This window comes from Bifidobacterium hapali, from assembly GCF_002259755.1.
In the GTDB taxonomy this organism is placed as follows: Bacteria; Actinomycetota; Actinomycetes; order Actinomycetales; family Bifidobacteriaceae; genus Bifidobacterium; species Bifidobacterium hapali.
In genome coordinates this window covers 34,756-57,917 of record NZ_MWWY01000001.1, presented here as the reverse complement: position 1 = coordinate 57,917, position 23,162 = coordinate 34,756, and the positions used below count along the sequence as shown (strand labels likewise).

The following is a 23,162-nucleotide window of genomic DNA, read 5'->3' as shown; positions in this document are numbered from 1 at the left end:
TACAACCAGTGGGAGCAGGACTTCGCGGGTTTCCTCGACGAGAAAAGCGAATACGCCGACGGCAGCGTGAACGACATGCACCAAAGACTCGTCAAGGCCAAGCGCATGATCCGCGGACGCATCCGCGAGGGGCACCTGTTCACGTTCCTCGACGAGGACCTGACGGAGAACGGAACGATACCATCCACGAACAACCTCATCGAATCATGGAACGGACGAATCCGGGACATGCTGCGCCATCACCGCGGACTGCGCCTGATCCGGCAACTGAAGGCGATCTGCTGGTGGTGCCACCAGCACGCCGAACACCCCGAGACGGACGCATGGCTGGCGACGAACGCGATCACGGACGAACGGCTGGAGAGCCTCTACCAGAAGGCATGGGAGAACAGCCCGCAGGGCCGATACGAGACGTTCGGCATCCCCATGCACCACGGCACCGGCATCGACTGGAACGACTTCCACACCCGGGTCGAATGGCCATCCAACGACTAGACCACCAGACACACATTTTGGCCTATAACCCAGCTTCCGGGGCCATAGGAACTAAACGCGATGTTTTCGACTCGGTTCTCTAGCCGGTTTGGTTCCATTCGGCGCGGGTGTGGAATTCGTTCCAGTCGAGCCCGGCGCTGTATCCGGGTTTTCTGCTGTCGCCGTCGCTGTCCGATGACTTGGCCGGACCGGTTTTCTGGCTAAGGGTCGAAACGTGGGTCTTATTCCGGTCACGCGATGGATTGTAACGAGTCAATTCCATCGCGTGTACTGATCGTCGGTTTACATATCGTGGTGTTACATTCCACACCGCGCAACAAACCGCACACCTAGTGGCAGAAATCTCTCGCTCACAGTGCCCTAAGCGAGCGTTTTCCGCCACGCCTACAGTCGCGTGGCGGTTTTCGCTCACTGAGCACCACCTAAGCGAGCATTTTCCGCCACGCACATCACAATTCATCACGATCCATCACGATCCATCGGCCGCAATACAATATCGCCGCGCCACATGACCGACGTCCGACTACAATGACGGCCATTGCATACGATTGATGGCATGCTGCCGATCGTTGACGATCGATGATCGATGATCGATCTCGGCGAACGTTCGCGCACAGCCAGCGAGAAAACAGCGAGAGAAAGAAGACCCCTCATGGCAACGCCCGATCCCAAATCGACACACGACGTCGTACAACTCACACACAGCTCACAACCAACGCGCGATACCCCGCAATCAGCACATGACTCACAATCAGCGGCACCGCACCTCAAGCACCTCAAGCACCTCAAGCAGCCCAAGCAAACGCAGACGCCCACGCCGCAACCCAGGCACGAAACCGACGACGTCCCCGTACCCACCACGCTGCGCAAATCACTGAAAAACCGCCACATCCAGCTCATCGCATTGGGCGGCGCGATCGGCACCGGCCTGTTCTACGGTTCGAGCGAATCCATCTCACTTGCTGGACCAAGCATCCTCCTTGCCTATCTCGTCGGCGGTCTGGCGATTTTCATGATCGTGCGCGCACTGAGCGAAATGTCCGTCGAAGACCCGAAAGCCGGCGCGTTCAGCTATTACGCAAGCCGCTACTGGTCGAAGCGCGCTGGTTTCGTGAGCGGTTGGAATTACTGGTTTAACTACATTCTCGTATCGATGGTTGAGCTGTCGGTCGTGGGCCATTTTGTCAACTACTGGTTCCCCACGGTTCCGCGATGGGTGTCCGCAGCTGTGTTTCTCGTCGTGATTGCTGCCGCGAATTTACTCGGCGTCAGCAAGTTCGGCGAGTTTGAATTTTGGTTCGCAATTATCAAAATCGTGGCCGTGATCGCGATGATTGTTGGCGGGCTTGCGGTACTGATCGCCGGTCTTCCCACTGCATCCAGCATCCGAGCGAGTTTCGCAAACTGGTTTACAGTTGACGGCGGATTTCTGCCGCACGGCTTGATGACGCGCACGGATGACGGCGCTTGGACCGGCCTGCTCATGGCCTTGTGCGTAGTGATGTTCAGCTTCGGCGGCACTGAACTGATTGGTATTACCGCAGGCGAGACGCAGAGTCCACGTACCACAATTCCACGTGCAACGAACGGCATTATTTGGCGCATTCTCGTGTTTTATATTGGCGCACTCGGCGTGATCATGGCCGTGGTGCCGTGGAATACGATCGATGGCGAGTCGAGCCCATTCGTGCAGATTTTCGACTCGGTGGGCGTGCACGCGGCGGCCGACATCCTTAATTTTGTGTGTTTAACCGCAGTGATGAGCGTCTACAATTCCGGCCTGTACGCCAATTCGCGCATGTTGTATTCGCTCGCGAAGCAGGGAAATGCGCCCGCATATCTCGGTCGGCTTAACTCACGTGGCGTGCCGGTTGCGGGCGTGATTACGTCGGCAATTATCACGGCGTTGGCCGTGGTGGTTGTGTTTTTGTGGCCTGAGTTTGCGTTTAATTATCTAATGTCTATCGCGACGATCGCTGGCGTGATTAATTGGTCAATGATTATGGTGACACAAATGCATTTCCGCCGGGTCGTTGCTGACGGTGCAGGACCGGGCGAATTGGCTGGACTGTATGGAGTCGAGGCACTTCAACGCATTCAGTTTAAGCTGCCATTTGCGCGTGTGATGCCATATATTGTGCTCGGTTTTTTGGCACTGGTAGTGGTGCTTATGTGCTTTTCTCCGAGTTACCGCGTGGCTGTAATTGCTGGAATTCTTTGGCTGGCGATCCTATTGGGTATGTATCAGCTCACGCAGGTTAAACAATAGTGTCAAGCAATAGTGTCAAGCCATAGCGCCAAGCAATAGTCAACGGCGAGCATGTTCAGCGCTACCACCATTCCTACCACTTCAAGGGGGCATTAATACCCCCTTGGCACTGCTCAAGAAGACTCAAGAAGCCAGAGCAACCAAAAGGCTCTGTTGCACCAACTTTGCCATATGGTTGCAGACTAACCCCTCATCCAGCTTCGCTGGCGTAGCGTATTGTCAAAACGCCACGCGTCGAGTGCGTTATTCACTTCACTCAGATGCTCAGATGAGTGTTGACGATGTTCTTGAGTTTGCGCACCAGCGTAGATGTGCCAACGTTCGTAAGCTGTATATTGAACAGGAATGTGGAATCAGCCACTGGATCGTTGACGAAATACGTGCCAAGCCAACCATCCCAGCCGTATTCACCAGCATGCGAAATCATCAGCGACTTACCCGGCTCCTCAACAACGCGCATGAACGTGTTGTAGCTGCACCCCGGCTGCCATTCTTCGTAATCAGGATAGTGACGTGCAAACAGTGCGCCCGACGTCATCATGCGCACGGTCAGCGGTTGAAGAATCCGCACGCCGTCCAGTTCACCGCCGTTCAATAACATTTGACCGAACCGCGCGTAGTCGTCGATCGTGGACTTCAGTCCCGCGCCACCCGCTTGATACGCAGGGTCAGCAGTACCGTCGTATTCAATACCGAGATGATCGGTACGGATATCCTTAAGCGGTTCACCAGCGTTAGCTGGATCGAGTGGATTGTGCGGATTGTCAACGATTGCAGCCAACCGGTTCAGTTTCGATTCCGGCACGTAGAACGCAGTGTCTCGCATGCCGAGTGGCTCGAAGATTTCGTCATGCAGGAAGTCACCGAATCGCTTACCTGACGCGACTTCAACAATCGCACCGACCACGTCCGCGCTCGTCCCATACATCCAATGTGAGCCCGGCTGAAACCGCAGCGGGCAAGCACCGAGACGGTTCGCAAACTCGACTGTACTCATCGGATGATCAGTGTGTAGCCGCTGATCGAGTTCCTCGTACACTTTGCCGACAAGCCGCCCTGCCTCGAACGCGGAGTCACCGTACGGCAGCCCCGAAGTCATCGTGAGTAGGTCTTTGACCGTGACCTCGCGTTCGGCTGCAACGGTGACCGCGCCATCGGCGACCGTAGCAGTCGCACCAGTCGCGTCAGTGTTGCGCAGCTCATTAACCGTTTCAGTAGGAATGTCGTTGGTTAGAATAACCGATGATTCATCAGCATCGCTAGGCTTATCACTGCCGTTACCGCCAACAACATTCTTCACAAATTCGGTGGTGACACGCTGCCCTTTGAATCCCGGCAGAAAATCACTGACCGGCTGTGCGAGATCGATCAGACCGCGTTCGACGAGAATCATCGCAGCGGCGCCAGTAATCGGTTTAGTTTGCGAATACAGACGGAAGATCGTATCGCGTGTGATCGGCGCTTGCGTGGTGACACTGCGCACGCCCGACTCGGCGTACCAGCGTTCCTCGCCGTGCTGAATGGCCAGCATGTTCGCACCAGCCACTTCGCCACGCTCCACTGCGCAGTCGAGCGTATCTTGGATGAGTTGCTGCACATCAGTCATTGCAGTCATGACATACCCCCATGCGTGTTATATGTGTGTTCTATACGCGTTTCATTAATAATTATGGCGCATGTTTTGCTGACTTGAACCGCTATTGCACATTCATTATGCGTTACTATTCGCCGTACATCGAGGGCAACGTGTCAGCTAACCGCATGAAATCGTCGCGTACAAATCGGCGGAAATCGTCCGCATACTGAGAACCAGCAATCGGAGTTCCGTACGCGCCAGAATCTTCGGCCGCACCCGGAAAATTGCACCACGGCAAATACCACAACACACGCTGTGTGAACTCGTTCGCCGTCGCCGCACTCAACATGAACGTCGTCCACGGCGAATCTGGATTAGAGCCAAACGCAGACGCGAACTCGCGTGGCGAGCCGACTTCAGTAGCTGCGGCGAGCTTACCGCGTTCTGCGCCGAGTTGACCGATCAGTGTGAGGATGCGCACGAACGTATCGTGACGTTCTGCTGGATCGATCGCGTTCGGCCCGGTGAGCGGCTGGTCAATATCCCAGTAGTCGTCAAGTCCGAGCACATCGACGTATTCATCACCCGGATATCCGTACAGATAGCCAGCTTGAGCGGTTGCGTCGTCAGTCATATCGATACGACTACGGTCGGGCGAGTATGCGTACAGTATGTTGTGCACGTCGCGTTTGTCACGCAAATATTCCACGGTCATACGCCACAATGCGGCGAACTGAACCGCTTCAGTATCGGTCGGTTGTGCAGGTGATCCCGGGCACCACCAGAACCAATCACCGGTGTGCTCGTGATATGGGCGGAAGATGATCGGGATGAGATTATCGTTGTCGTCGCGCACGGATAGTAGAAAATCAGCGAGATGATCAAGCCATCCGCAGTATTTCTCGTGCAGTTTTCCGCCGTGCAGTACGGACGCAACCGATTCAGGTGCCATGTTATCGCCGTAGCCGCCTTCAGTGATTGGGTTCACGGAATGCCAGCTGAACGTGATGATTGCACCGAGCTGGTACATGCGACGCGCCTCAGAACGGATAAACTCAAACGGTACATGATCGATATTTTCAGACCAGCCGAGTTCGATACGACCAAGATCGAATCCGCAAACGGCTGGGTATGAACCGGTTACGTCGAGAACATCGGAGTCTGCCGTAGTGCTGTGATGGCTTGACGTGTCACCTTGATGACCGAACATGGCAAATTCACCGGTGTGATTGTGCAACGCGTTGAATAGTGCGCGCGTACGGTCAGTCAGATTTGGGTCGACTGGGATCGGAACTGGTAGCAGCGGCTGCTGCGGAGTAGAAGCGACGGTGTCTGATGATGAGATGGGCATGATATAACTCCCTCAGGTTATTAAAAAGCACTAGTCTTCTGCGTCAGAAGTGCGTTTACGATGCGGACGCACGAATCAGATTGCTTCAAATTCGAGAACGATCGCTTGCATCGGCCATAGATTCGGCAATTGCAGACCAACGTTAGCGAGCAGCAGACCGGGCGCGATAAACCCATCATCGCTTTGAGCGGCGCTTAACCATTGCGGCGTCACCCATCCCCAATGCGATTCACCAATCTCGCGCCGCAATCGCACGCGGTACGAACGCGTGGAATCCAGTCCAGTGATACGCAATCGCTCAGCCAGCCAGTCACGAATGTTGTCAGTCGTAGCAACCACCCACACGGCATGGGTGCAATCTGCACTCACCACACCGCGCGCCCGCAATGCTGAATCGCGTAAGTCGGCGTGCATCACGCGACCAGTATGTAGTAGTCCGCGCAGTTCCTTGTACAGTGCGACGAACGATTTGAGCACAGCAACCTGCTCATCAGAGCATTCAAGAATATTCCACTCGAATCCAGAGCAACCGGTTAAGGAGATTGCCGCACGATAGCTTAAATCAGTCGCGCGAGCTGTGGAATGTGCAGGCGACGGGCCAACATGCGCCCCAATCATTTCCGGCGGCACGGTAAGCTCAGTCCACCGTTGAATATCGACACGGTCGCGCGGGTCATTGGAATCGGATGCCCAAATACGATCGGCATGTTGCCCAATCCCAGCGTCCGTGCGTGCACCACCTGACGAGCAGCTTTCAATCTCCAGCCCGGGAAAACGCGTTTTGAGTTCGTCAAACAAGCGATAGCAGGCTTCTGTCTGCTCATGCAAGCCGAACCGACCGTCATGAACCGGTTCAGTAACCTCACGGTTATGATCCCATTTGATATAGTTCACGCCAAGCTGTTCAACGAGCGCAGCCATCTGATCACGAACATGCGCGTACGCATCCGGGTTAGCGAGATCAAGTACATACTGTGTTCGATACGATAAATCAGCACGGTACGGAACCGCTTCAGGCGCGGCGAGAATCCAGTCGGGATGTTCACGTGCCAGATCAGAATCGAGGTTCACCATTTCCGGCTCGAACCACAGGCCAAACTCCATACCGAGGTTGTGCACATGCGAGGCCAAACCGTCTAATCCGTTGGGCCAGACGGCTGGGTCGACCACCCAGTCCCCAAGTCCGCGAGTATCGTCACGCCGCTCGTGGAACCATCCGTCGTCGAGTACGAACCGTTCCACACCAACCTCAGCCGCGCGGTCGGCTAACCGCTTCAGCGTGGTCTCATCGTGGTTGAAATACACAGCTTCCCACGTGTTCAATGTGAACGGGCGTGGCTTGGCAACTGGGTTGACATGACCGGGTAATGCACGCAGCCAATCGTGGAATCGATCGGCGATACCATCCAAACCACGATCGGAGTAAGAGAAGCACACTTGTGGCGTAGTGTAACTTTCGCCGGGATTGAGCCGAATTTCACCGGGTCCGAGCAGCTCGCCGGCACCGAGAACCGGTTCATGAGCGGGCAGATTGTCGATGCGATACGTTTGGTTACCGCTCCATGCGAGGTGGCACGCCCAGATATCGCCGCTTTGGTTGCGAGGCTCGCCTACTGAAGCGATAAACATCCACGGACTATCGTGGCCAGTTTTGCCACGCCGACAATCACGCGTGACCGAGCCGACTGGCAGTGGACCGGTAGCTGGCTGCTTTTCGAGCGGCCATCGACCGGTGAACTGGGTGAGTGTATCAACATATTTCGGCATAGGAAGCGTTGCGTCGAGCCAGCTGATTGACAGTGGTTCAGTCGCATTGGGGACGGTTATCGTTGCGCGATCGTCGTGAACTGAACCGGTTACGTTGGCTGCGTTAGTGATCGTATGCTGCGCGATGATCAAACCGGATTCGGTGATGCGTAACGTTGCAGTGAGCTGCAAACCGTTGATGTTGTCCGCTGCAATAACCGTGAGTGACGACGGATCAGACTGAGTAGCAACGCTCGTCCAACGCGCGTATACGGGCCGGCCGCCACGCGCACATTCAAGTCCCGCGCGCCCTGCCCAACCTTCTGCACCTTGCGGCAATAGCGATGGTCGCCATGAGGCATCAGGTTTATTCGGCGGCGTATCCTTAAGCGTCATCGTATCAAGCGCTGCGAGCGCCGATTCGTTAAGCGGGCAAGCAACCGTTCCAGCGGTCACGCATCCCGCACAATTGCCGCGATCAATCACATGTCCACATTCATCGGTTTGCCCGGCAAAATCGCGGCCCCAATATTCCACTTGCGGCATATCATTCTCGGGCGTCTTGAGTACGACGCACACGCCGCCGCCACGCAACACTACATGTGGCCCTTGGTCGAACATCATTGTCTCCTTTTTGATTGCGCAAATTACCGAACATCCCCAGCGTCCGCTGCACGAGATTGTCGTATCGTCATTCGCATTCGCCAGTGTATCTTAATCGGTTAAGCAACACGCGGTTCACGCTGTTTAACATATCTAGTAGCACGACCGCTACCAATCTTAAGTAGTATTCCCTCGTCAAGCATACGTTTAAGCACTCGTTCAACAGTAGAAATACTAATATCCGGCAATTGAGTAAGCACATCACGCTTTGACATTGGCTTCAACGTGCGATCAAACAGTAGTTGAATCCGTTCATCCTTCGTCGGACTCCCGTTCAACGATGTAACTAACAAATTCTTGTCATCCCTGTCAGGCACGGTCATATTCATTCGCTCATCAAAATCTCGATATGCAGTCAATATAACGCCTAGCATATAGCCAACAAACGGCTTGTAATCGTTACTGTTCTCATTCCAACCTTTCGTGCTTGCAGCGAGCGCATCATAATACGCATCTTTTGTCTGCTCAATGATGCGCTCGAGACTGATGTATTTACCCACATTGAAGCCGCTGCGATAGAGCAGCAACAGCGTCAACAGACGACTCATACGACCATTGCCATCGTTGAACGGGTGAACGCAAGCGAAGTCGAAAATGAACATGATTGTCGCCAGTAATGGATCGGTCCAGCTAGTACCATCAGTTGCTGCACGATAAGCTTCGCAAGCTTGTTCGATGAGTTGTGGAATAATCAACGAGGATGGTGGCGTGAATCGAACCGATTGAGTCCCATCAGACAATCGTTCCACGATAATATTGTCAGTGTCTTTGAAATGTCCACCAAATGTCAGCGGCGTATGACGAAATAGGTCGCGATGCAGTTGCAAAATCACATTTGGAGTAAGCGGAATATAGTCATGATTCTCATGGATAAGTGTTAACACATCACGATAGCCAGCGATCTCTTCTTCATTACGATTACGCGGTGTCGTTGTTTCTCGAATAAGTTCTTGAAGACGGTGATCACTCGTGGAAATACCTTCGATGCGGTTAGATGCATCAGTACTTTGGATGCGTGCCACTGAGACAAGCGTACCAACTAACTCTGGATATGCCTCGATACGTACTGATTGCCGACCTTTTGCCTCATGAATTGCGGTCAGCAATTCGATCGTATGCACTGTGAACAAAGAACGCGCGGACTCGATATACTCGCATCGATGCATGATATTATCTCCGTTTTCTGCCTCATGATCGAGTTTTCTGCATCATATCATGGCAATATGAGGCAGAAAATATGTTTATGGTGCAGAAAATGGTGCAGAAAACATTACGCAGTATCGAACAAGGATGTTCAGTTGATCGCAACTGATGATGCGATTCATTCAGTCGTTGTACTGAACCGGTTCCGTTGATGAATCGACACGCAAAGTAATAATGCCTGCACCCAGCATGAGGTAGATCGTAAGCCAAGCGCTTGCGGCAGCTAGCAGCAATCCCCAGAAGAACACCACGGGGAATAGCCCGCCCGGCACGAATGTGGCAATTACAACCGGTAGAGCATTGAGCGCGAACACTGCTAACGCAACTACAGGATGCGCTATTGCAATACGAAAGGATTGCATGATCTGCGCGCCCACAGATAGTTTCGATCGTGAAGTGACCGGGAACACAAAACCTGCACCAATAGCAACAATCAACGCGATCGCAATAATCACACCATATGCAAGTGATGCGAACGTGGTGTCCGGCGACAGTTTAGTCAGATACCACAAGTCGAACGTGCCCAGCGCAAGAAATACTGCCGCAATTAATTCCAATGCAAACGATGCAGCGAAACGCCGTGTCAATGCGGAGATGAACCGCTTCAGTACATGCGCATCATTATCTTCGTGCAGGCATCGTACGACTTCAAACATCGCCGCCGTTGATGCACCAATCGTCACCACTGGTAAGCAACAGACTGCCCACGCGATATTGATCATTGCAAGGTCGCCCACGCGAGACATGAATGTATTAAATGGGTTATCTTGCTGCGCAATTTTCATGGGAAATTCCTTTCTGCGGGTCGAATGGTCAGTATTCGGCGGGTGCTCGGTATCTCTTGACACGGGGGGCAACATTGACTCTTATATTGGCTCATGAGGTCATCCAATCGACGAATTTCTGAGCATTGCTGGCATTCTTTGATTCGAGTACGACACCGGCCAGTGCATCCTTGTCGGCGGAGTGTAAAGCGGTCCATCGCTTTGCGCTGGCAAGCTGCAATCCGTATGGAACACTCGCCCCTTTACCTGAACCGTCGTAATCAATGTCAGTGCCGTCCGAGTCATCGAATCCATGAAATGAAACAAATGAACCGCTTAAGTTACGCTGTTGCTCGCTCGTGAGGGCATCATTGATCGTCTGGAAATAGCCGAATCCCGCCAGTTTTGTGAAATCATCTGGCGACGCGATGATGATATCAAGCTCATGCGCAGAAAGCCGTGTTTGCAGTTTTGTCAGGCTGTTGTTGTCCGTCAGATCGTACCCTGTATCAATCGTCACGCCACCTTCTCGTCCTTCAGGTAACTTAAGCGCTTGCGCAACTTGCGTTTGTAATGCCGCACCATCACTCGTGCCGAGCGCACTTTTCGTAACGGCAACAGTGAGTTGAGGCGCGGCCTGCGGCGTGAGAATCTGCACTGTAAGATACACAATGACAACAACAGCCGCAATGATCGCAACTGTTCGTGCGAGTAGTTCGTCACGGAAATACGACCATTTTCGATCATTTGGTAACGCACGTAGCGTAGCAATACGCGATTTTCCTTTATATGCAATATCAGCAGACAACGTATGAATCGCTTCAGATTGACGATCATTGATCGAACCGCCGCCACGGTGCTCAGCTAATGAGCGATTCACATGATCATTCTGCTGTTCACGCACTGTTATCGCCTCCTTGCTTACCGTTGCAATGAATTCATCTCAATATCATGGTTGTTCTGCAACTGTTCACAAGTATAGCAAAGGAATCAGCAGCTACTTAACCGATTAAGCACACAGTATTAACGTACTTCTGCGCATCTCAGACCATACGTTCGTTGCCCCACTTACGACGTTCTTGTCAGCCACCCTGAATACCAACCACGCAGTTGACAGACAAAACGTGAATACAACCCAATCACGCGATGAGTGGGCCGCTGGAGTCGCGAAAGATGATTTCACTGGTGACGTCGGTCGTGGATTCAAACGTCTGACCGTCGATCATGTCAAGTAATGCGCGCGCACTAGCACGGCCGCGACCCACAACGTCACGGCTCAGCGCAGTAATAGACGGCATGTTCACTTGGCACAGGAACGAATCATCCCACGCGATAATCGACAGTTCGCCCGGTATGTCCATCTCAAGTTCTTGCGCCATGCGCATTGCAGAGAGCGCCATAATATCGTTGTCGTAGATGATTGCAGTCGGCGGATTTGGCAGCGATAGCAGTCGATCCGTGCACCTGCGTCCACCGTCCGGCGAGTAATCGGAGTGAAGGCAGCTGTATTGCAGATTCAGTTCGGCAGTCTCTTCCATGAACGCATTGTCGCGGATGAACGTGTGGCTCAGCGCTTCAGGTCCGGCGACGCGGGCAATACGCTGGTGGCCGAGTTCATGACAGTAATCGACCAGCAGATGCGCGGAACTCTGTTCGTCGTCAGATAGCGCAGGCAGACCGCCTGCAACGGAAGAATCACACAGCAATAGGACTGGCAGTTCAGGGTGATCGCAGAACAAGTCAACGCGAGGATCGCCGAGTTCGATATTCGTCAGTAGCACGCCGTCCACGCCACCGGTTGCGATCCAGTCGCGCAACACGTCCATTTCTGATTTCTGACTGCTCGCGTAACGAATGGTCAGCGAGTAGCCTTCCTTCTCAAGTTCCGACGACAGGCCAGCGATCAGTTCCATCGTGTACGTTTCGACTGACAGTACTGCGGTGTCGTACGTGAGTACCAAACCGATTGACCGTGTGCTGGCATCAGACAATGACTTGGCGGCACTGTTGGGACGCCAGCCTAAGCTATCTGCGACTTTGAGGACTTTGTCTCGCGTTGCTGCGGACACGCCAGGCTTGTCGTTGAGGGCATACGAGACAGCACTGCTGGAGACGCCGGCTACCCTAGCCACATCGGAGATCGTCACCTTTGGTTTCGGCAATGACATCGCTTCCCCTTCCACTTTATCGGTTCAGTACAGTCTATCGACGTTTGCTTGTGCGCCGCGCCGATGCGGGTATGTCTATTTTTTTGTGATGTCTCTTGATTGAGACGATTTCCGCTGGCGTAACACGTCTGTAATTGCAGGAAGAGCTGCCAGCGTAGCTGACTGAGGGGTAGTCACACCCTTGGAACGTTCAACCCGTGTGGCTACCCCTCAGACCGCTTCGCGGCCAGCTCCCCTAGCAAGGGGAGCCGAGATAAGGTCTACTCGCGGCCAGCTCGTCCTGCAATTTCGGACGCGCTACGCACGCAGTTTATTAGCTCGCCTGTCGGCTCGCACGTTGCCTACAAACAGTTCCACTGTTTGCTTAACGGCAACGTCCTGTAATTTCGGACGCACTGCGCGCGTAATGTACTGGCTCGCCTGTCGGCTCGCACAGTACCTACAAACAGCTCTGCTGTTTGCTTTACGGTGCTGTCCTGACAAGGGGAGCCGAGATTACGCCTATTGCTTTAGCGCTTAAGGTCGTTAGCGCAACGCAGCACGTTTGGCGCGGTGAACGCAACTGGATCAAGTCCGGCAACAGCGGTGATATGCCACGTCACCGACTCGCCCGGCAAGAGCGACACCATGCCGCCGTTGATGCGCGCGTCAGCATCAACCTTGTCAACCATGCAGAACACGTCGCGTGCATAAGCGCGTGCGGTGACCGTCAGATCGTAGCCGTCGCCAGTTGCGACAACCGTCGCGTCGAGTGGCGTGCGATCGAGCGACTGGTCAATCACATCGGATGGGTTGTAGATCACACGAGTAAACGCATCATCGGCAGCGTCCGCAGCGTCAACGTCAGCAATCGAAGTCGGCGTCGCCACAATAATCTCGCCGTACGGATCATCGAACGACGCAACCGCTTCAGCAAGTGTCAACGTAACATGACCGGGCTTGCCGGCAGCGAACGCCACGTCAAACGTTTGCGAAGCAAGCACTTCGCCTGCGACGTTGCGACGCTCTACCGTCCATGTACCAGACCAAGCTTCGCGCGTATCGTTAGCAATGATCAGCGCAAGATGATCGGGAGCGACCGGGTTACCTTCCCAGCTCTTGTCTTCGCGCGCACGATCGGAAACGCGTGGCTGAATCGTTGCGAATCGCGGTGCGAAGAAGTCGTGCGACGCATACCACAACGGCTTGCGATGACCGTAATAGTCAACCGCAGCCCACGACACGACCGGCCAATCGTCGTTCAACTGCCAAATCAACGCGCCGGCATTAACCGGTTCAAGCGAGCGCATGTGCTCAACACCGAAGCGAATCGCTTGCGCCTGCTGCAGCTGGCACGCCCAGTGCCAATCTTCGATGGAATCCCACTCATCGGTTGGCAGCAGCCAGTTGCGCGTGCCGTCCGCGTTGTAGCTCACATCGTTAATGTTGCCCGGGGTCAGATGCGAGCGCATGCCACGAGCGAGCTTGTAGTTGCCACCGGACGCTTTCTGATGCACGAGCATCTGCTTGCCGAACGGCTGAAGCGGTTCATCATGAACAACGCGGGTGAGTGTGCTGAACGCTGGCGGCGCCTGATAACCGAACTCGTCGGCGAAACGAGGCGTGTAATCGGCGTATTTGCGATAGTCGGCACGGTTCCACACATCCCAAATGTGCATGGTGCCGTCCACGTCCTTGTTCGCATCAACGAACGGTGTGAAGCTCATTGGCGAGCTCGGCAGGTAGACGTGCGTGGGGTCGAGTTCGGCGAGCAGCTTGGGGAACAGGTCGGCGTAATAGTAGTCGCCCCAACCTTTTTCGCCGTAACCGTATGCGTTTGCCGGCTTGTCGTCGTCGCGCAGTGCTTGCTTGAATCCACCCCATTCGGAGTATGCGACATAGTTTTCGTTGGAGCCGTTCCACACGGTCAGGCTCGGATGTGAGCTTAAGCGGTTGATGTGTTCGCGCGCTTCAGCTTCGATTTCAGCACGCGTGGCAGCATCCTCCGGATAAGCTGCGCAAGCGAGCATAAAGTCTTGCCAGACCATGATGCCAAGTTCGTCGGCCAGATCATAAAATTCGTCAGATTCGTAGATGCTGCCACCCCACGCGCGCACCATGTTCGAGTTGGACTCGACTAGGTCAGCGAAACGTGCCGCATAGAAGTCGCGGTCGCCGCGCGACAGGAAGGCATCAATCGGCACCCAGTTGTAGCCGCGCGCATGAACCGGTACATCATTGACATAAATTTGGAACGGACGGCCGATTTCGTCAGCGCGCGTATCGACGTGCACAGTACGGAAGCCGACTCGACCGGTCCACGTTGCGTTTGCAGCAGCTGTATCGGTTGCGCCCGCAGTGGCCGCGGTATCATCGTTCGTCGATGCTGAAGCGGTTACGGTCACGTCGTACAACGGCTGCTTACCGTAACCAATCGGCCACCAACGTTGCACCGCAGGCACCACAGTAGTGATCGTTGCCGTATCGCGACCGTACTCAACTTCACCTGAAGCGGTTACGTTCGCACCGAATCCAGTCACAGTCACGCTCACTGGAACCGGCTTCTGCTGAACATGCGCGTCAGCCGACGTCATCACTCGGCCCTCACCTTCACGTTCAATCTCAACCGTGGTGGTGAGCACGCCAGTACCATCCGGCAGCACATTCACCAGCGGACGTACCGCCTTAAACCGCACGCCAGACCATGAATCGATACCGATCTCACGCCACATACCAGCGTTCGCAACATCGATACCCCAGTCCCAACCGAACTGATAACTCGGTTTGCGCAGCTGATTAAACGCGTGATGTTCGGTATGCGGGTAGTATCCGAGTTCCTGCTCACGACGGTCAGACTCGCGCACTGACGATGCGAACGTAACGGTTAACCGGTTCAGTCCTTCACGTAGCTGACCGCGCGCATCCCAACGATACGAGCGATGATAATTCTGCGCAAAGCCAACCAGTTGTCCGTTAATCGCAACCGTAGCAACCGTATCAAGTCCATACGCGACGAGATCATGCCGAGCACGATCGTCTGCATGCCACTCAAATTCAGTCTCGAACTGCCAGTCGACGTCGCCAATCCACTGCTGACGGTTCTCATTATCACCGTCGAACGGCTCGTCAATCAGTCCAGCAGCAAGCAAATCAAGCGTTACTTCGCCGGGCACAATGGCCGGAATTCCGGCCTCAATCGCAGTACGAACCTCAGCAGGAGCGACTTGCGGGTTCAGTGCGCGAACCGTCCAGCCCTCAGTGAGCGAGCGGAACGTTGATGGTGTATGAGTCATGATGAACATCCTTGTTGATAGTGACTAGTAGTGACTAGCGAGTAACTAGTAGCTAACAATACGGCCAAATGCTATTCCTTAACCGCTCCAGCTGCGATGCCGTTGTAAATCTGCTTCTGGAAAATAAGGAACAAAATCAGCATCGGCAACAGCGTAATAATCACGCCAGCGCAGATTAAGTTGTACTGGCTACCCATCGGGCCGGTGAACGAGTACAGCGCGATCGCAATCGTCTTGAGGCTTTCCTTCTGCAAGTACAGGTTCGAGGCATAGTACTCGTTGTACACGCCCACGCCCTTCAAAATCATGCAGGTCACGATCGCCGGCTTCAGCAACGGTAGCAGCACACGCGAGTAGATCGTCCAGTATGAGGCGCCGTCCATAATCGCAGCTTCGTCGAGCGAAATCGAAATGTTCTCAAAGTACTGAATGAACACGTAAATCGAAATCACATCGGTGCCGCACATCATCAAAATGTAGCCCCACATTGTGTTGACCGCGTGCAGCTGCACCATCATTTTGTACATCGGAACCTGCATTGCGATACCTGGCAGTAGCGCGGCCACCGTGAACAGACCGCGAATCACCGCGTTCCCCGGGAAGGTGAAGCGGGACAGTACGTACGCGAGCATCGTACCGATAAGCGTAGTGATAATCAGTACCACTACAAGCACAACGAACGAGTTACGGAACGCGATCGCCATATTCGATGCTTTGAACGCCTGCACATAGTTCGCAACATTGAACCAGTTCGACGGCGGTTGCATCACAGACGTGCTCTGATATTCTTTCGTGGTTTTAGCTGCAGTCACGAAGCAGCTGACCAGCGGTACAAGCATCCAGAACGCTACGAAAATCAGCGAGAAGTACTTAAGAAAGACCAGCAGACCGTTCTTTGCCTTGTACCAGAACGAATTGCTGCGCGCCATACTACGCGCTTTGGCTTGTGCGACAACGTCAGTCATCATGCCACCGCCTTTTCCTTGTTGTTACTGAAGCCGTTAAGTGAGCTGTTGCCCGAGCCGTTACCCGTGTTACGAGAACCGTTACGCACGATCGGCGCGTTCTTCAACGCCATCTTGCGACGCTGACGTTCGATCTTCGCAGCCTTCTTCTTCGCTTTCGCAACGCCGTCATCAGCGTCACGGAACACATACTTAAAGAACATCTGCTGTAGCAGAGCGCACAGCAAGATAATCATGAGTAGTACCACAGCCATCGCGGATGCGAGACCGACCTTCTGGCTACCGTGCGCGAGCTGATCCATAAGTACGAAGTACGTTGCAGTACCGTTCGCACCAGTCGTAATCACGTACGGACCTTCGAAAGCGGACAGCGAGCCAGTAATCGACAGGATGATGTTGAGTACGAGAATCGTCTGGATACCGGGCAAAATGATGTGCTTGAACTGCTGCCACTTGTTCGCACCGTCGATTTCAGCGGCTTCGTACAGCGTCTTGTCAACCGACATAATTGCACCGATGAACAGAATGACGTTCTGTCCAAGGTAACGCCAGATAGACGCGCCCACCAGCGACCAGTTGTTGATACGCTGATCCTTCAGCCAGTACGGCAGGGAGTCGAGTTGGAAACCACACCATTGCAGCACGGTATCGAACACGTAGCCGCGAGTATAGAAGAACTTGAAAATGAAGCCGACTGCGATTCCGTTGATCAGGAACGGGAAGAAATAGACGGCTTTGAAGAAGCCGCCGCCGCGTACTTTGAACGCGAGCATCGTGGACAGGTACAGCGCAATGGCGACCTGAATGAGCGCGCCGGCCATGTAGTAAAGGCTGAGTTTGAGCGACGACAGCGTGTCGGGGCGAGTGAACACTTCGATGTAATTCTGCAGACCGATCCACTTCGGGGTACCAATGTACTTCATCTTGTAGAAGCTGTAGCCGACCATGTTGAAGAACGGCAGGTAGGTGAAGAACACAAGCAGGGCGAGCGGGATCGCCGAGAACGCCACGATGATTCCTGTCTTGCGCCAGTCTTTTGGCTGGATATTATCAGGGATGTCGACGGATGACGTCGTTCCCACTGTTGACGAGGTCATAGATCCCTCTCTTTGGTTGGGTTTTATGTTGCTTTGTACGCTTGTTTCGCGCGTTTGCGGTTTGCGCTAACTTGCGCCGGCTGCGCTGAGCTGGGTGAGCTGGGTGAGCTGGGTGAGCTGAGCTGAAGCGGTTCATAAAACCAGTTGGGATGGTTATTAGAGTTCGATCACGCGCGATTGTGCGATGAACGAAAGTCTGAAGATGCGTTCGGGCAGCCACCGGCGTTGCTGCTGACGACTACCCGAACAGTTGGATGGAGGAAGGTGGGTTATGGCTAGATTGTTAGCTCAGCGAAGTAACTGAAGCGGTTACGTTGCGGGTGAGTTATTTACTCGCTCGCTCACTTAGCGACCGTGGTGTACTTGACGTCCACGTTCTCAGTTTTCAGCGCACCGTTCCACTTCTCATTCCATTCCTTAACAAGATCGTCGTAAGACTTGGTCTTGTTAGCCGCGTTTTCGACGATGGACTGGACACGAGCATCGCCGGCAGCGTTGATGTTAAGTTCGGAGTCGGAATTGAGATCGTTGAACAGATCTTCTTCGCCTTCAACAGAAGGTTCATCTTCAACGAACGTCACATCCTTGAACTCAGAGTAGACATCCGGGAGTGTGGTATCAGCCTTGTCGACTGGCAAACCGCCTTCGTTCGTAGCAAAGTGAGACTTTTCAGTCATCCACTTGATGAAAATCATCGAGGCTTCCTGATTCTCCTTGGAAGCGTCCTTGTTGATACCGAACGCATAGTCAGCAGAAGAGGAAGTGTACTGCTTGCCGTCAACGGTGATCGGGAACGGCATGTAACCGATATCGTCAGCATGCTCGCCGACCGACTTGATCTGGGAGACAGCCCACGAACCGAGCACCATCGTGGCGATCTTGCCGGAGTTCATTTGAGTCTTGGAGCCTTCCCAATCAGTGGTGGAGAAGTCGTCTTCGATCAGTCCATCAGCCACGGCATCGTACAGAATCTTGTACACGTTGTAAGCGTGAGTGCCGTCGCCCGGGTCAGAGAACGGGTCCTGCGTGTGCAGCAGCTCCTGATTCATGTACTTGGCGTCGCCAGTAGCGGTACCACCGATGTAGGCATCCCATGCGCCCATCGTCCAGCCGGCCGCGTAGTTGGTGTACAGCGGGATGGCATCAGTCTTTTCCTTGATGAGCTTGAGGTCGTTGATGAACTCTTCTGGAGTCTTCGGATTCTCAGTGATGCCGGCGGCCTTGAATACAGCTTTGTTATAAACGATGCCGACCGCGTTACCGGTTGAGGAGATGCCGTAGACGTTGCCGTCGTACTGCTGGGCATACACGTAGTGGATTTTATCTTTCAGATTATCGACAGTGCCGAAGGGCAGGAAGTAGTTCTGCAGCTCGGAGGCATCGACAGTTGGGATCATCATCATGTCGCCCCAGTCGCCGCCCTGCAGACGGGTCAGTGCGGAATCGCCGTAATTGGTGCCGCCTTCGACCTTAACCGTGATGTTTGGATACAGCTTGTTGAATTCTTCAATGTACTGCTTCCATGTCGTACCGTTGTAGGTGTCCTGCAGCATATCGGTACGATGGCTGTACAGGTTGACAGTGGTCTTGATGTCCTTGCCAGTGGTGCCAAGTTCGATCTTGTCGTAAGTCAGTTCAGTGCCGTCGCTGGAACCTGAACCGGTTCCGCAGGCCGCCATGCTCAGCGCGCAGACAGCGGCAGTGGCCGCGGTTACGATCTTTTTGAGTGCTTTCATTCCTGTCTCCTTTGCCAATCAGTCCTGAATAGGTGAAGCCTTCAGTCCTTTTTATTGGTTTCCGCCGTCGCTCAGCTATGAACACCGGCAGCGCACACTTCGCAAAACCCTTATTCTGTAAGGTTTTTGCGTTGTTGACATTTAATATAGCATCGAACTTTTGAGTTTGTCAACCGGTTAAGTAACTGCGTTAATATATGGGTTCACATAATCGAACATCAGCGATTGTTTAGCGATTGATGGAGTGGACACAGCCCTTGAAAATACTGGAATTTCAGTCATGTTCACCTTTGATCAGTACGATCGTACACAACTGGATTCGTAAGTCATTACAGTACGCTTTTCGGCGTGTCGCGACTGAGTGTTCGAGCAATATTAGCCGCTTAGCTGGTGTATTTCTTCACGCTGATCATCATTTACTGAACCGGTTACGTTACCGGTTCGCGCTCGATATCATTCGTCACATTCCAGTCACTACTCTCATCATTCTTCCGCCTTCGCACCTTTCGCACTCTTCCACCCTTCCACATCCGCTCACTTCTACGCGCCTATCAAACCCTTGTTCTTTTGGCTCTGTTAAGTCAGAATTGACATTGCTCTTTCCTTGGCCCATTTTGTCAGGGTGGGCCGTGAAACAGCGCTGCTGCTGCTTCACGGCAACTGTGCTGCAGATTGGTCTGCCTTCATTTTTGATATTTTTGATATTTTTGATTTGGCTTTATATATAGGGTTTTAGGAGGCAGCATGAGATCCCCCGCAGAATCCATTCAAGCCAACAGCAGACGGAGAACCACCACTGCTGATTGGACGCTCCAAAATCATCCGTGACTTCGAAAAAGGACTAGACAATGGAGTTGGCGCTCCAGGGCGTATCATGCTCATTACTGGTGCCCGAGGTACAGGCAAAACAGTCATGCTCACCGTCCTTGCCGATAAAGCTCGCACAAGGCATTGGAATATTATCGAGGAAAACGCATCCCAAGGATTATGCGAGCGCTTGGTCAATGAATTGCGAGTCAAAGATCGGCTTCTTGATCGATTTGCGTTTAAACCATCCCTGAGCATCGCTGGGACAAGTATCAGTCTAGGAGAAGCAGAACTGTCTCCCAAAAACGTATGCCAGAAACCTTACGCAAGGCCATGTCAGAACGTCTAGCAACGCTAGATAAACGTCATGTTGGACTACTCATCACCATAGATGAAACGCAAGCTGCTGACCAATCTGATCTCATCGCTCTCGCAACGGCAGTTCAACATCAGATCCGAGAACGGCGAAATATCGCCATTGTTTTCGCCGGACTTCCGCAGATGATGTCAGATTTATTTAACGACAAAGTCATTATGTTTCTCAGACGCGCCAAAACTAACGTACTCACTGATGTTCCGATTGAGGAAGTACGCACAGCATTTGAAACAACGTTCAGTACCTCTGGGATGACGATCACTCAGAAACAGGTTGCTACTGCGGCTGAGACGACAGCGGGGTATCCATATATGATTCAGCTAGTGGGATATCACATATGGGATGCTGCGGATATGCGGAATGCAGATGTTGTCAGCGATCAGGATGTACAACAAGGTCTTAGCGATGCTAACGTTGATCTAGATAATGCCGTGTGCATTCCCGAATTATCTGGTTTATCTCATAATGATCGCGCATATCTGGAAGCAATGGCAATGGCAGACGGACCATCATCTACCGCGGTAGTAGCCGAACGTATGGGCAAAACTAGCAACTACGCCGCCACATACCGCAAACGGCTACTTGACGCCTATGTCATCCGCGAGACAGAACGCGGTAAAGTTGATTTTGCAGTACCCTTCTTACGCGAATATTTGCGTCGGCAACAAGTATCGCACAACTGATGCGAAATCCACGGAATACCGCTTGTTTGTAAGTTTTGCGCTCAGTACTGGGTATAAACGTGATATTCCGGCGGAGGATATGCCGAGTTCCGCCGGAATATCACGCTAGACAGTGGTTTTTTGTGATATTGCGGCGGAGTACCCCTTAACCTCCGCCGGAATATCACGTTTTGAGGCCATTTTTTGTGATATTTCGGCGGAACTCGGGCAAGGTCCGCCGAAATATCACACTAGGGCCAGCACCCTCACAGCACAGGCAGTTCGCGCGAGGCGATGAGCTGCTTATACCACTTGAAGCTGTCCTTCGCAGTACGCTCCTGCGTCTCGTAATCCACGTAAGTAATGCCGAAACGCTTGGTGTAGCCGAACGCCCACTCGAAGTTGTCAAGCATAGACCACACGAAGTAACCGCGCAGATCCACACCAGCTTCCATCGCGCGACGAGCGGCATCGAAATGCTTGGTCAGGTAGGCGATGCGCTTGTCATCGTGCACGGCCTTAACCGGTTCACCAGTTGCCGGATCAGTTTCGGTAACCAACTCATCAGCGCACGCAATGCCATTCTCGGTGATGAACATCGGCATCTCCGGATAGTTATTGTGCACGCGCACGAGCATGTCATACAGACCGTTCGGGTCAATATTCCAACCCATTTCAGTGTGCTCACCCGGGGTCGGCAACCAGTCGATGTCGCTGCAGCCAGGGAACGTGCTCGCCGCGGTGGACTGCGGGAATTGCGGACGATCACTCATCGCAAGTAAACCGGTTGAGTAGTAGTTGATACCGAGCAAGTCGATCGGCTGGTGGATGCGTTCGAGATCGCCATCCTTGATGAAGTCCCAGTCACAAATACCCTTGGTGATGGCGAACAGTTCCTCCGGATAGTAGCCGCGCAGCATCGGGTCAAGGAAGACGCGATTGCCGATCAAATCGGCGCGGTGCACGGCGTCTGCGTCGCCACGGTTGAACTGCAGATTGAGCGTGACCGCGAGCTTCGCATCCTGCTTGGTGATCGCGCTACGCAGTGCCTGTGCCATAAGACCGTGTGCAAGGTTCAAGTGATGAACCGCTTCAAATGCGACCGGGCCGCCGCCGAGTCCCGGCGCATGTTCGGTGCCGCCGTAGCTTAAGTAGGAGGAGCACCACGGCTCGTTGAGCGTAATCCATGTGTCAACGCGGTCGCCGAGACGCCCAGCGACGCGCTGTGCGTAGTCGGCCACGCGCCAAGCGGTGTCGCGGTTCAGCCAGCCGCCCTTATCGCCGAGATACTGCGGCAGATCCCAGTGATATAGCGTGGCGCACGGCTTGATGCCGTTAGCGAGCAGTTCGTCTACGACACGCTCGTAGAAATCGATGCCTTCTTCGTTGGTCGGGCCAAGTTCGGTTGGTACGATGCGCGGCATGGCGATGGAGAAACGGTACGCGTCGACGCCGAGTTCCTTGAGCAGCGCGATATCTTCCTTGTAACGGTGGTACGAATCGGTGGCCACGTCACCGGTGTCACCGTTGACAGTATGACCCGGTTCATGGGAGAACGTGTCCCAGATGGACGGGCAGCGGCCACCTTCGTTGGCAGCACCTTCGATCTGATATGAAGCGGTTGCGGTGCCGAACATGAAGTCCTTGGACAGTGGCATCGGAGTTCCTTTCTGACTGGCGTGCGTCTGCGCGCGGCTTGTCGACGACCCGGAGGGTCCGGTGTTCGCCGAACCGATCACCATCCTTAGCGACCGGTTGGTAATTAACTTCGTCATTGATGAGTGTATCATATTTTTTATTAACCGGTTAAGGTGTTGCGCGATATAGGGTTTCGCACTCTACAAATCCTTCATATCGGGCAATACTCGATACCAACTAAAAAAGGCTCTGTTAAACCAACTTTGGCATATGCTTGAAGCCATCCCTCCGTCGGCTTCGCCGGCAGCTCCCCTGACAAGGGGAAGCTAAGGGAGGGGAGAACCAATGCCAATTCTGGTTTAACAGAGTCAAAA

At 53.6% G+C, this 23,162-nt stretch carries 15 protein-coding genes and 1 pseudogene; 3 read left to right on the top strand and 13 right to left on the bottom strand.

What is annotated here, in order from left to right; genetic code table 11:
* A pseudogene (locus tag BHAP_RS00195) lies at nt 1-495 on the top strand (IS256 family transposase); the annotation flags it as partial.
* A 79-nt stretch (nt 496-574) separates the two neighbouring features.
* Here BHAP_RS00195 and BHAP_RS11385 read toward each other — a convergent pair.
* Nucleotides 575-757 (bottom strand): hypothetical protein, encoded by a 183-nt coding sequence (locus BHAP_RS11385; RefSeq protein WP_143248690.1) that lies wholly within the window; start codon nt 755-757, stop codon nt 575-577.
* Between the two features lie 390 nt (nt 758-1,147).
* On the opposite strand from BHAP_RS11385, the gene BHAP_RS00185 reads away from it, so the two are divergent.
* Nucleotides 1,148-2,764, top strand: a complete 1,617-nt coding sequence (locus BHAP_RS00185; protein ID WP_094728487.1) for an amino acid permease — start codon at nt 1,148-1,150, stop codon at nt 2,762-2,764.
* Between the two features lie 256 nt (nt 2,765-3,020).
* Here BHAP_RS00185 and BHAP_RS00180 read toward each other — a convergent pair whose 3' ends face one another.
* From BHAP_RS00180 to BHAP_RS00130, 11 genes are all read right to left on the bottom strand, one after another.
* Nucleotides 3,021-4,379, bottom strand: a complete 1,359-nt coding sequence (locus tag BHAP_RS00180; RefSeq protein ID WP_094728485.1) for a serine hydrolase domain-containing protein — start codon at nt 4,377-4,379, stop codon at nt 3,021-3,023.
* A 106-nt stretch (nt 4,380-4,485) separates the two neighbouring features.
* Nucleotides 4,486-5,691: a glycosyl hydrolase gene (locus BHAP_RS00175; protein ID WP_094728483.1), complete on the bottom strand. Its 1,206-nt coding sequence runs from the start codon at nt 5,689-5,691 to the stop codon at nt 4,486-4,488.
* A gap of 75 nt (nt 5,692-5,766) precedes the next feature.
* Nucleotides 5,767-8,061: an alpha-galactosidase gene (locus BHAP_RS00170; protein ID WP_244569175.1), complete on the bottom strand. Its 2,295-nt coding sequence runs from the start codon at nt 8,059-8,061 to the stop codon at nt 5,767-5,769.
* A 98-nt stretch (nt 8,062-8,159) separates the two neighbouring features.
* Nucleotides 8,160-9,266 carry a Fic family protein gene (locus BHAP_RS00165; protein ID WP_094728479.1) on the bottom strand — a complete coding sequence of 369 codons (1,107 nt, stop codon included), beginning with the start codon at nt 9,264-9,266 and terminating at the stop codon, nt 8,160-8,162.
* Between the two features lie 159 nt (nt 9,267-9,425).
* Nucleotides 9,426-10,088 carry a DUF624 domain-containing protein gene (locus tag BHAP_RS00160; protein ID WP_158216392.1) on the bottom strand — a complete coding sequence of 221 codons (663 nt, stop codon included), beginning with the start codon at nt 10,086-10,088 and terminating at the stop codon, nt 9,426-9,428.
* 91 nt (nt 10,089-10,179) lie between these two features.
* Nucleotides 10,180-10,971, bottom strand: a complete 792-nt coding sequence (locus BHAP_RS00155) for a hypothetical protein (protein ID WP_094728475.1) — start codon at nt 10,969-10,971, stop codon at nt 10,180-10,182.
* A gap of 235 nt (nt 10,972-11,206) precedes the next feature.
* Complete coding sequence (locus tag BHAP_RS00150) at nt 11,207-12,235, bottom strand: LacI family DNA-binding transcriptional regulator (protein ID WP_094728473.1); 1,029 nt, start codon at nt 12,233-12,235, stop codon at nt 11,207-11,209.
* A 509-nt stretch (nt 12,236-12,744) separates the two neighbouring features.
* Nucleotides 12,745-15,507: a glycoside hydrolase family 2 protein gene (locus tag BHAP_RS00145; RefSeq protein ID WP_094728471.1), complete on the bottom strand. Its 2,763-nt coding sequence runs from the start codon at nt 15,505-15,507 to the stop codon at nt 12,745-12,747.
* 71 nt (nt 15,508-15,578) lie between these two features.
* Entirely contained in the window at nt 15,579-16,475 is an 897-nt protein-coding gene (locus BHAP_RS00140) for a carbohydrate ABC transporter permease (protein ID WP_094728469.1), read from the bottom strand.
* A complete protein-coding gene (locus BHAP_RS00135; protein WP_094728467.1) occupies nt 16,472-17,569 on the bottom strand; it encodes a carbohydrate ABC transporter permease in 1,098 nt (365 codons plus the stop codon). The genes BHAP_RS00140 and BHAP_RS00135 overlap by 4 nt, the downstream gene beginning before the upstream one ends.
* Nucleotides 17,570-17,910: 341 nt before the next feature.
* On the bottom strand, nt 17,911-19,305 hold the full coding sequence (locus BHAP_RS00130) for an ABC transporter substrate-binding protein (RefSeq protein ID WP_094728465.1): 1,395 nt from the start codon (nt 19,303-19,305) through the stop codon (nt 17,911-17,913).
* Nucleotides 19,306-20,421: 1,116 nt separating this feature from the next.
* Here BHAP_RS00130 and BHAP_RS00125 point away from each other — a divergent pair.
* The gene (locus BHAP_RS00125; RefSeq protein ID WP_244569173.1) at nt 20,422-21,171 is read left to right on the top strand and encodes a hypothetical protein; all 750 of its coding nucleotides are present in this window, start codon (nt 20,422-20,424) and stop codon (nt 21,169-21,171) included.
* Between the two features lie 245 nt (nt 21,172-21,416).
* Here BHAP_RS00125 and BHAP_RS00120 read toward each other — a convergent pair whose 3' ends face one another.
* Nucleotides 21,417-22,808 carry a GH1 family beta-glucosidase gene (locus BHAP_RS00120; protein WP_094728463.1) on the bottom strand — a complete coding sequence of 464 codons (1,392 nt, stop codon included), beginning with the start codon at nt 22,806-22,808 and terminating at the stop codon, nt 21,417-21,419.
* Nucleotides 22,809-23,162: the final 354 nt, after the last annotated feature.

Coding starts and splice junctions, on each gene's coding strand:
- BHAP_RS11385 (WP_143248690.1), bottom strand. CDS start 757: ATGGAATTGACTCGTTACAATCCATCGCGTGACCGGAATAAGACCCAC.
- BHAP_RS00185 (WP_094728487.1), top strand. CDS start 1,148: ATGGCAACGCCCGATCCCAAATCGACACACGACGTCGTACAACTCACA.
- BHAP_RS00180 (WP_094728485.1), bottom strand. CDS start 4,379: ATGACTGCAATGACTGATGTGCAGCAACTCATCCAAGATACGCTCGAC.
- BHAP_RS00175 (WP_094728483.1), bottom strand. CDS start 5,691: ATGCCCATCTCATCATCAGACACCGTCGCTTCTACTCCGCAGCAGCCG.
- BHAP_RS00170 (WP_244569175.1), bottom strand. CDS start 8,061: ATGATGTTCGACCAAGGGCCACATGTAGTGTTGCGTGGCGGCGGCGTG.
- BHAP_RS00165 (WP_094728479.1), bottom strand. CDS start 9,266: ATGCATCGATGCGAGTATATCGAGTCCGCGCGTTCTTTGTTCACAGTG.
- BHAP_RS00160 (WP_158216392.1), bottom strand. CDS start 10,088: ATGAAAATTGCGCAGCAAGATAACCCATTTAATACATTCATGTCTCGC.
- BHAP_RS00150 (WP_094728473.1), bottom strand. CDS start 12,235: ATGTCATTGCCGAAACCAAAGGTGACGATCTCCGATGTGGCTAGGGTA.
- BHAP_RS00145 (WP_094728471.1), bottom strand. CDS start 15,507: ATGACTCATACACCATCAACGTTCCGCTCGCTCACTGAGGGCTGGACG.
- BHAP_RS00140 (WP_094728469.1), bottom strand. CDS start 16,475: ATGATGACTGACGTTGTCGCACAAGCCAAAGCGCGTAGTATGGCGCGC.
- BHAP_RS00135 (WP_094728467.1), bottom strand. CDS start 17,569: ATGACCTCGTCAACAGTGGGAACGACGTCATCCGTCGACATCCCTGAT.
- BHAP_RS00130 (WP_094728465.1), bottom strand. CDS start 19,305: ATGAAAGCACTCAAAAAGATCGTAACCGCGGCCACTGCCGCTGTCTGC.
- BHAP_RS00125 (WP_244569173.1), top strand. CDS start 20,422: ATGCCAGAAACCTTACGCAAGGCCATGTCAGAACGTCTAGCAACGCTA.
- BHAP_RS00120 (WP_094728463.1), bottom strand. CDS start 22,808: ATGCCACTGTCCAAGGACTTCATGTTCGGCACCGCAACCGCTTCATAT.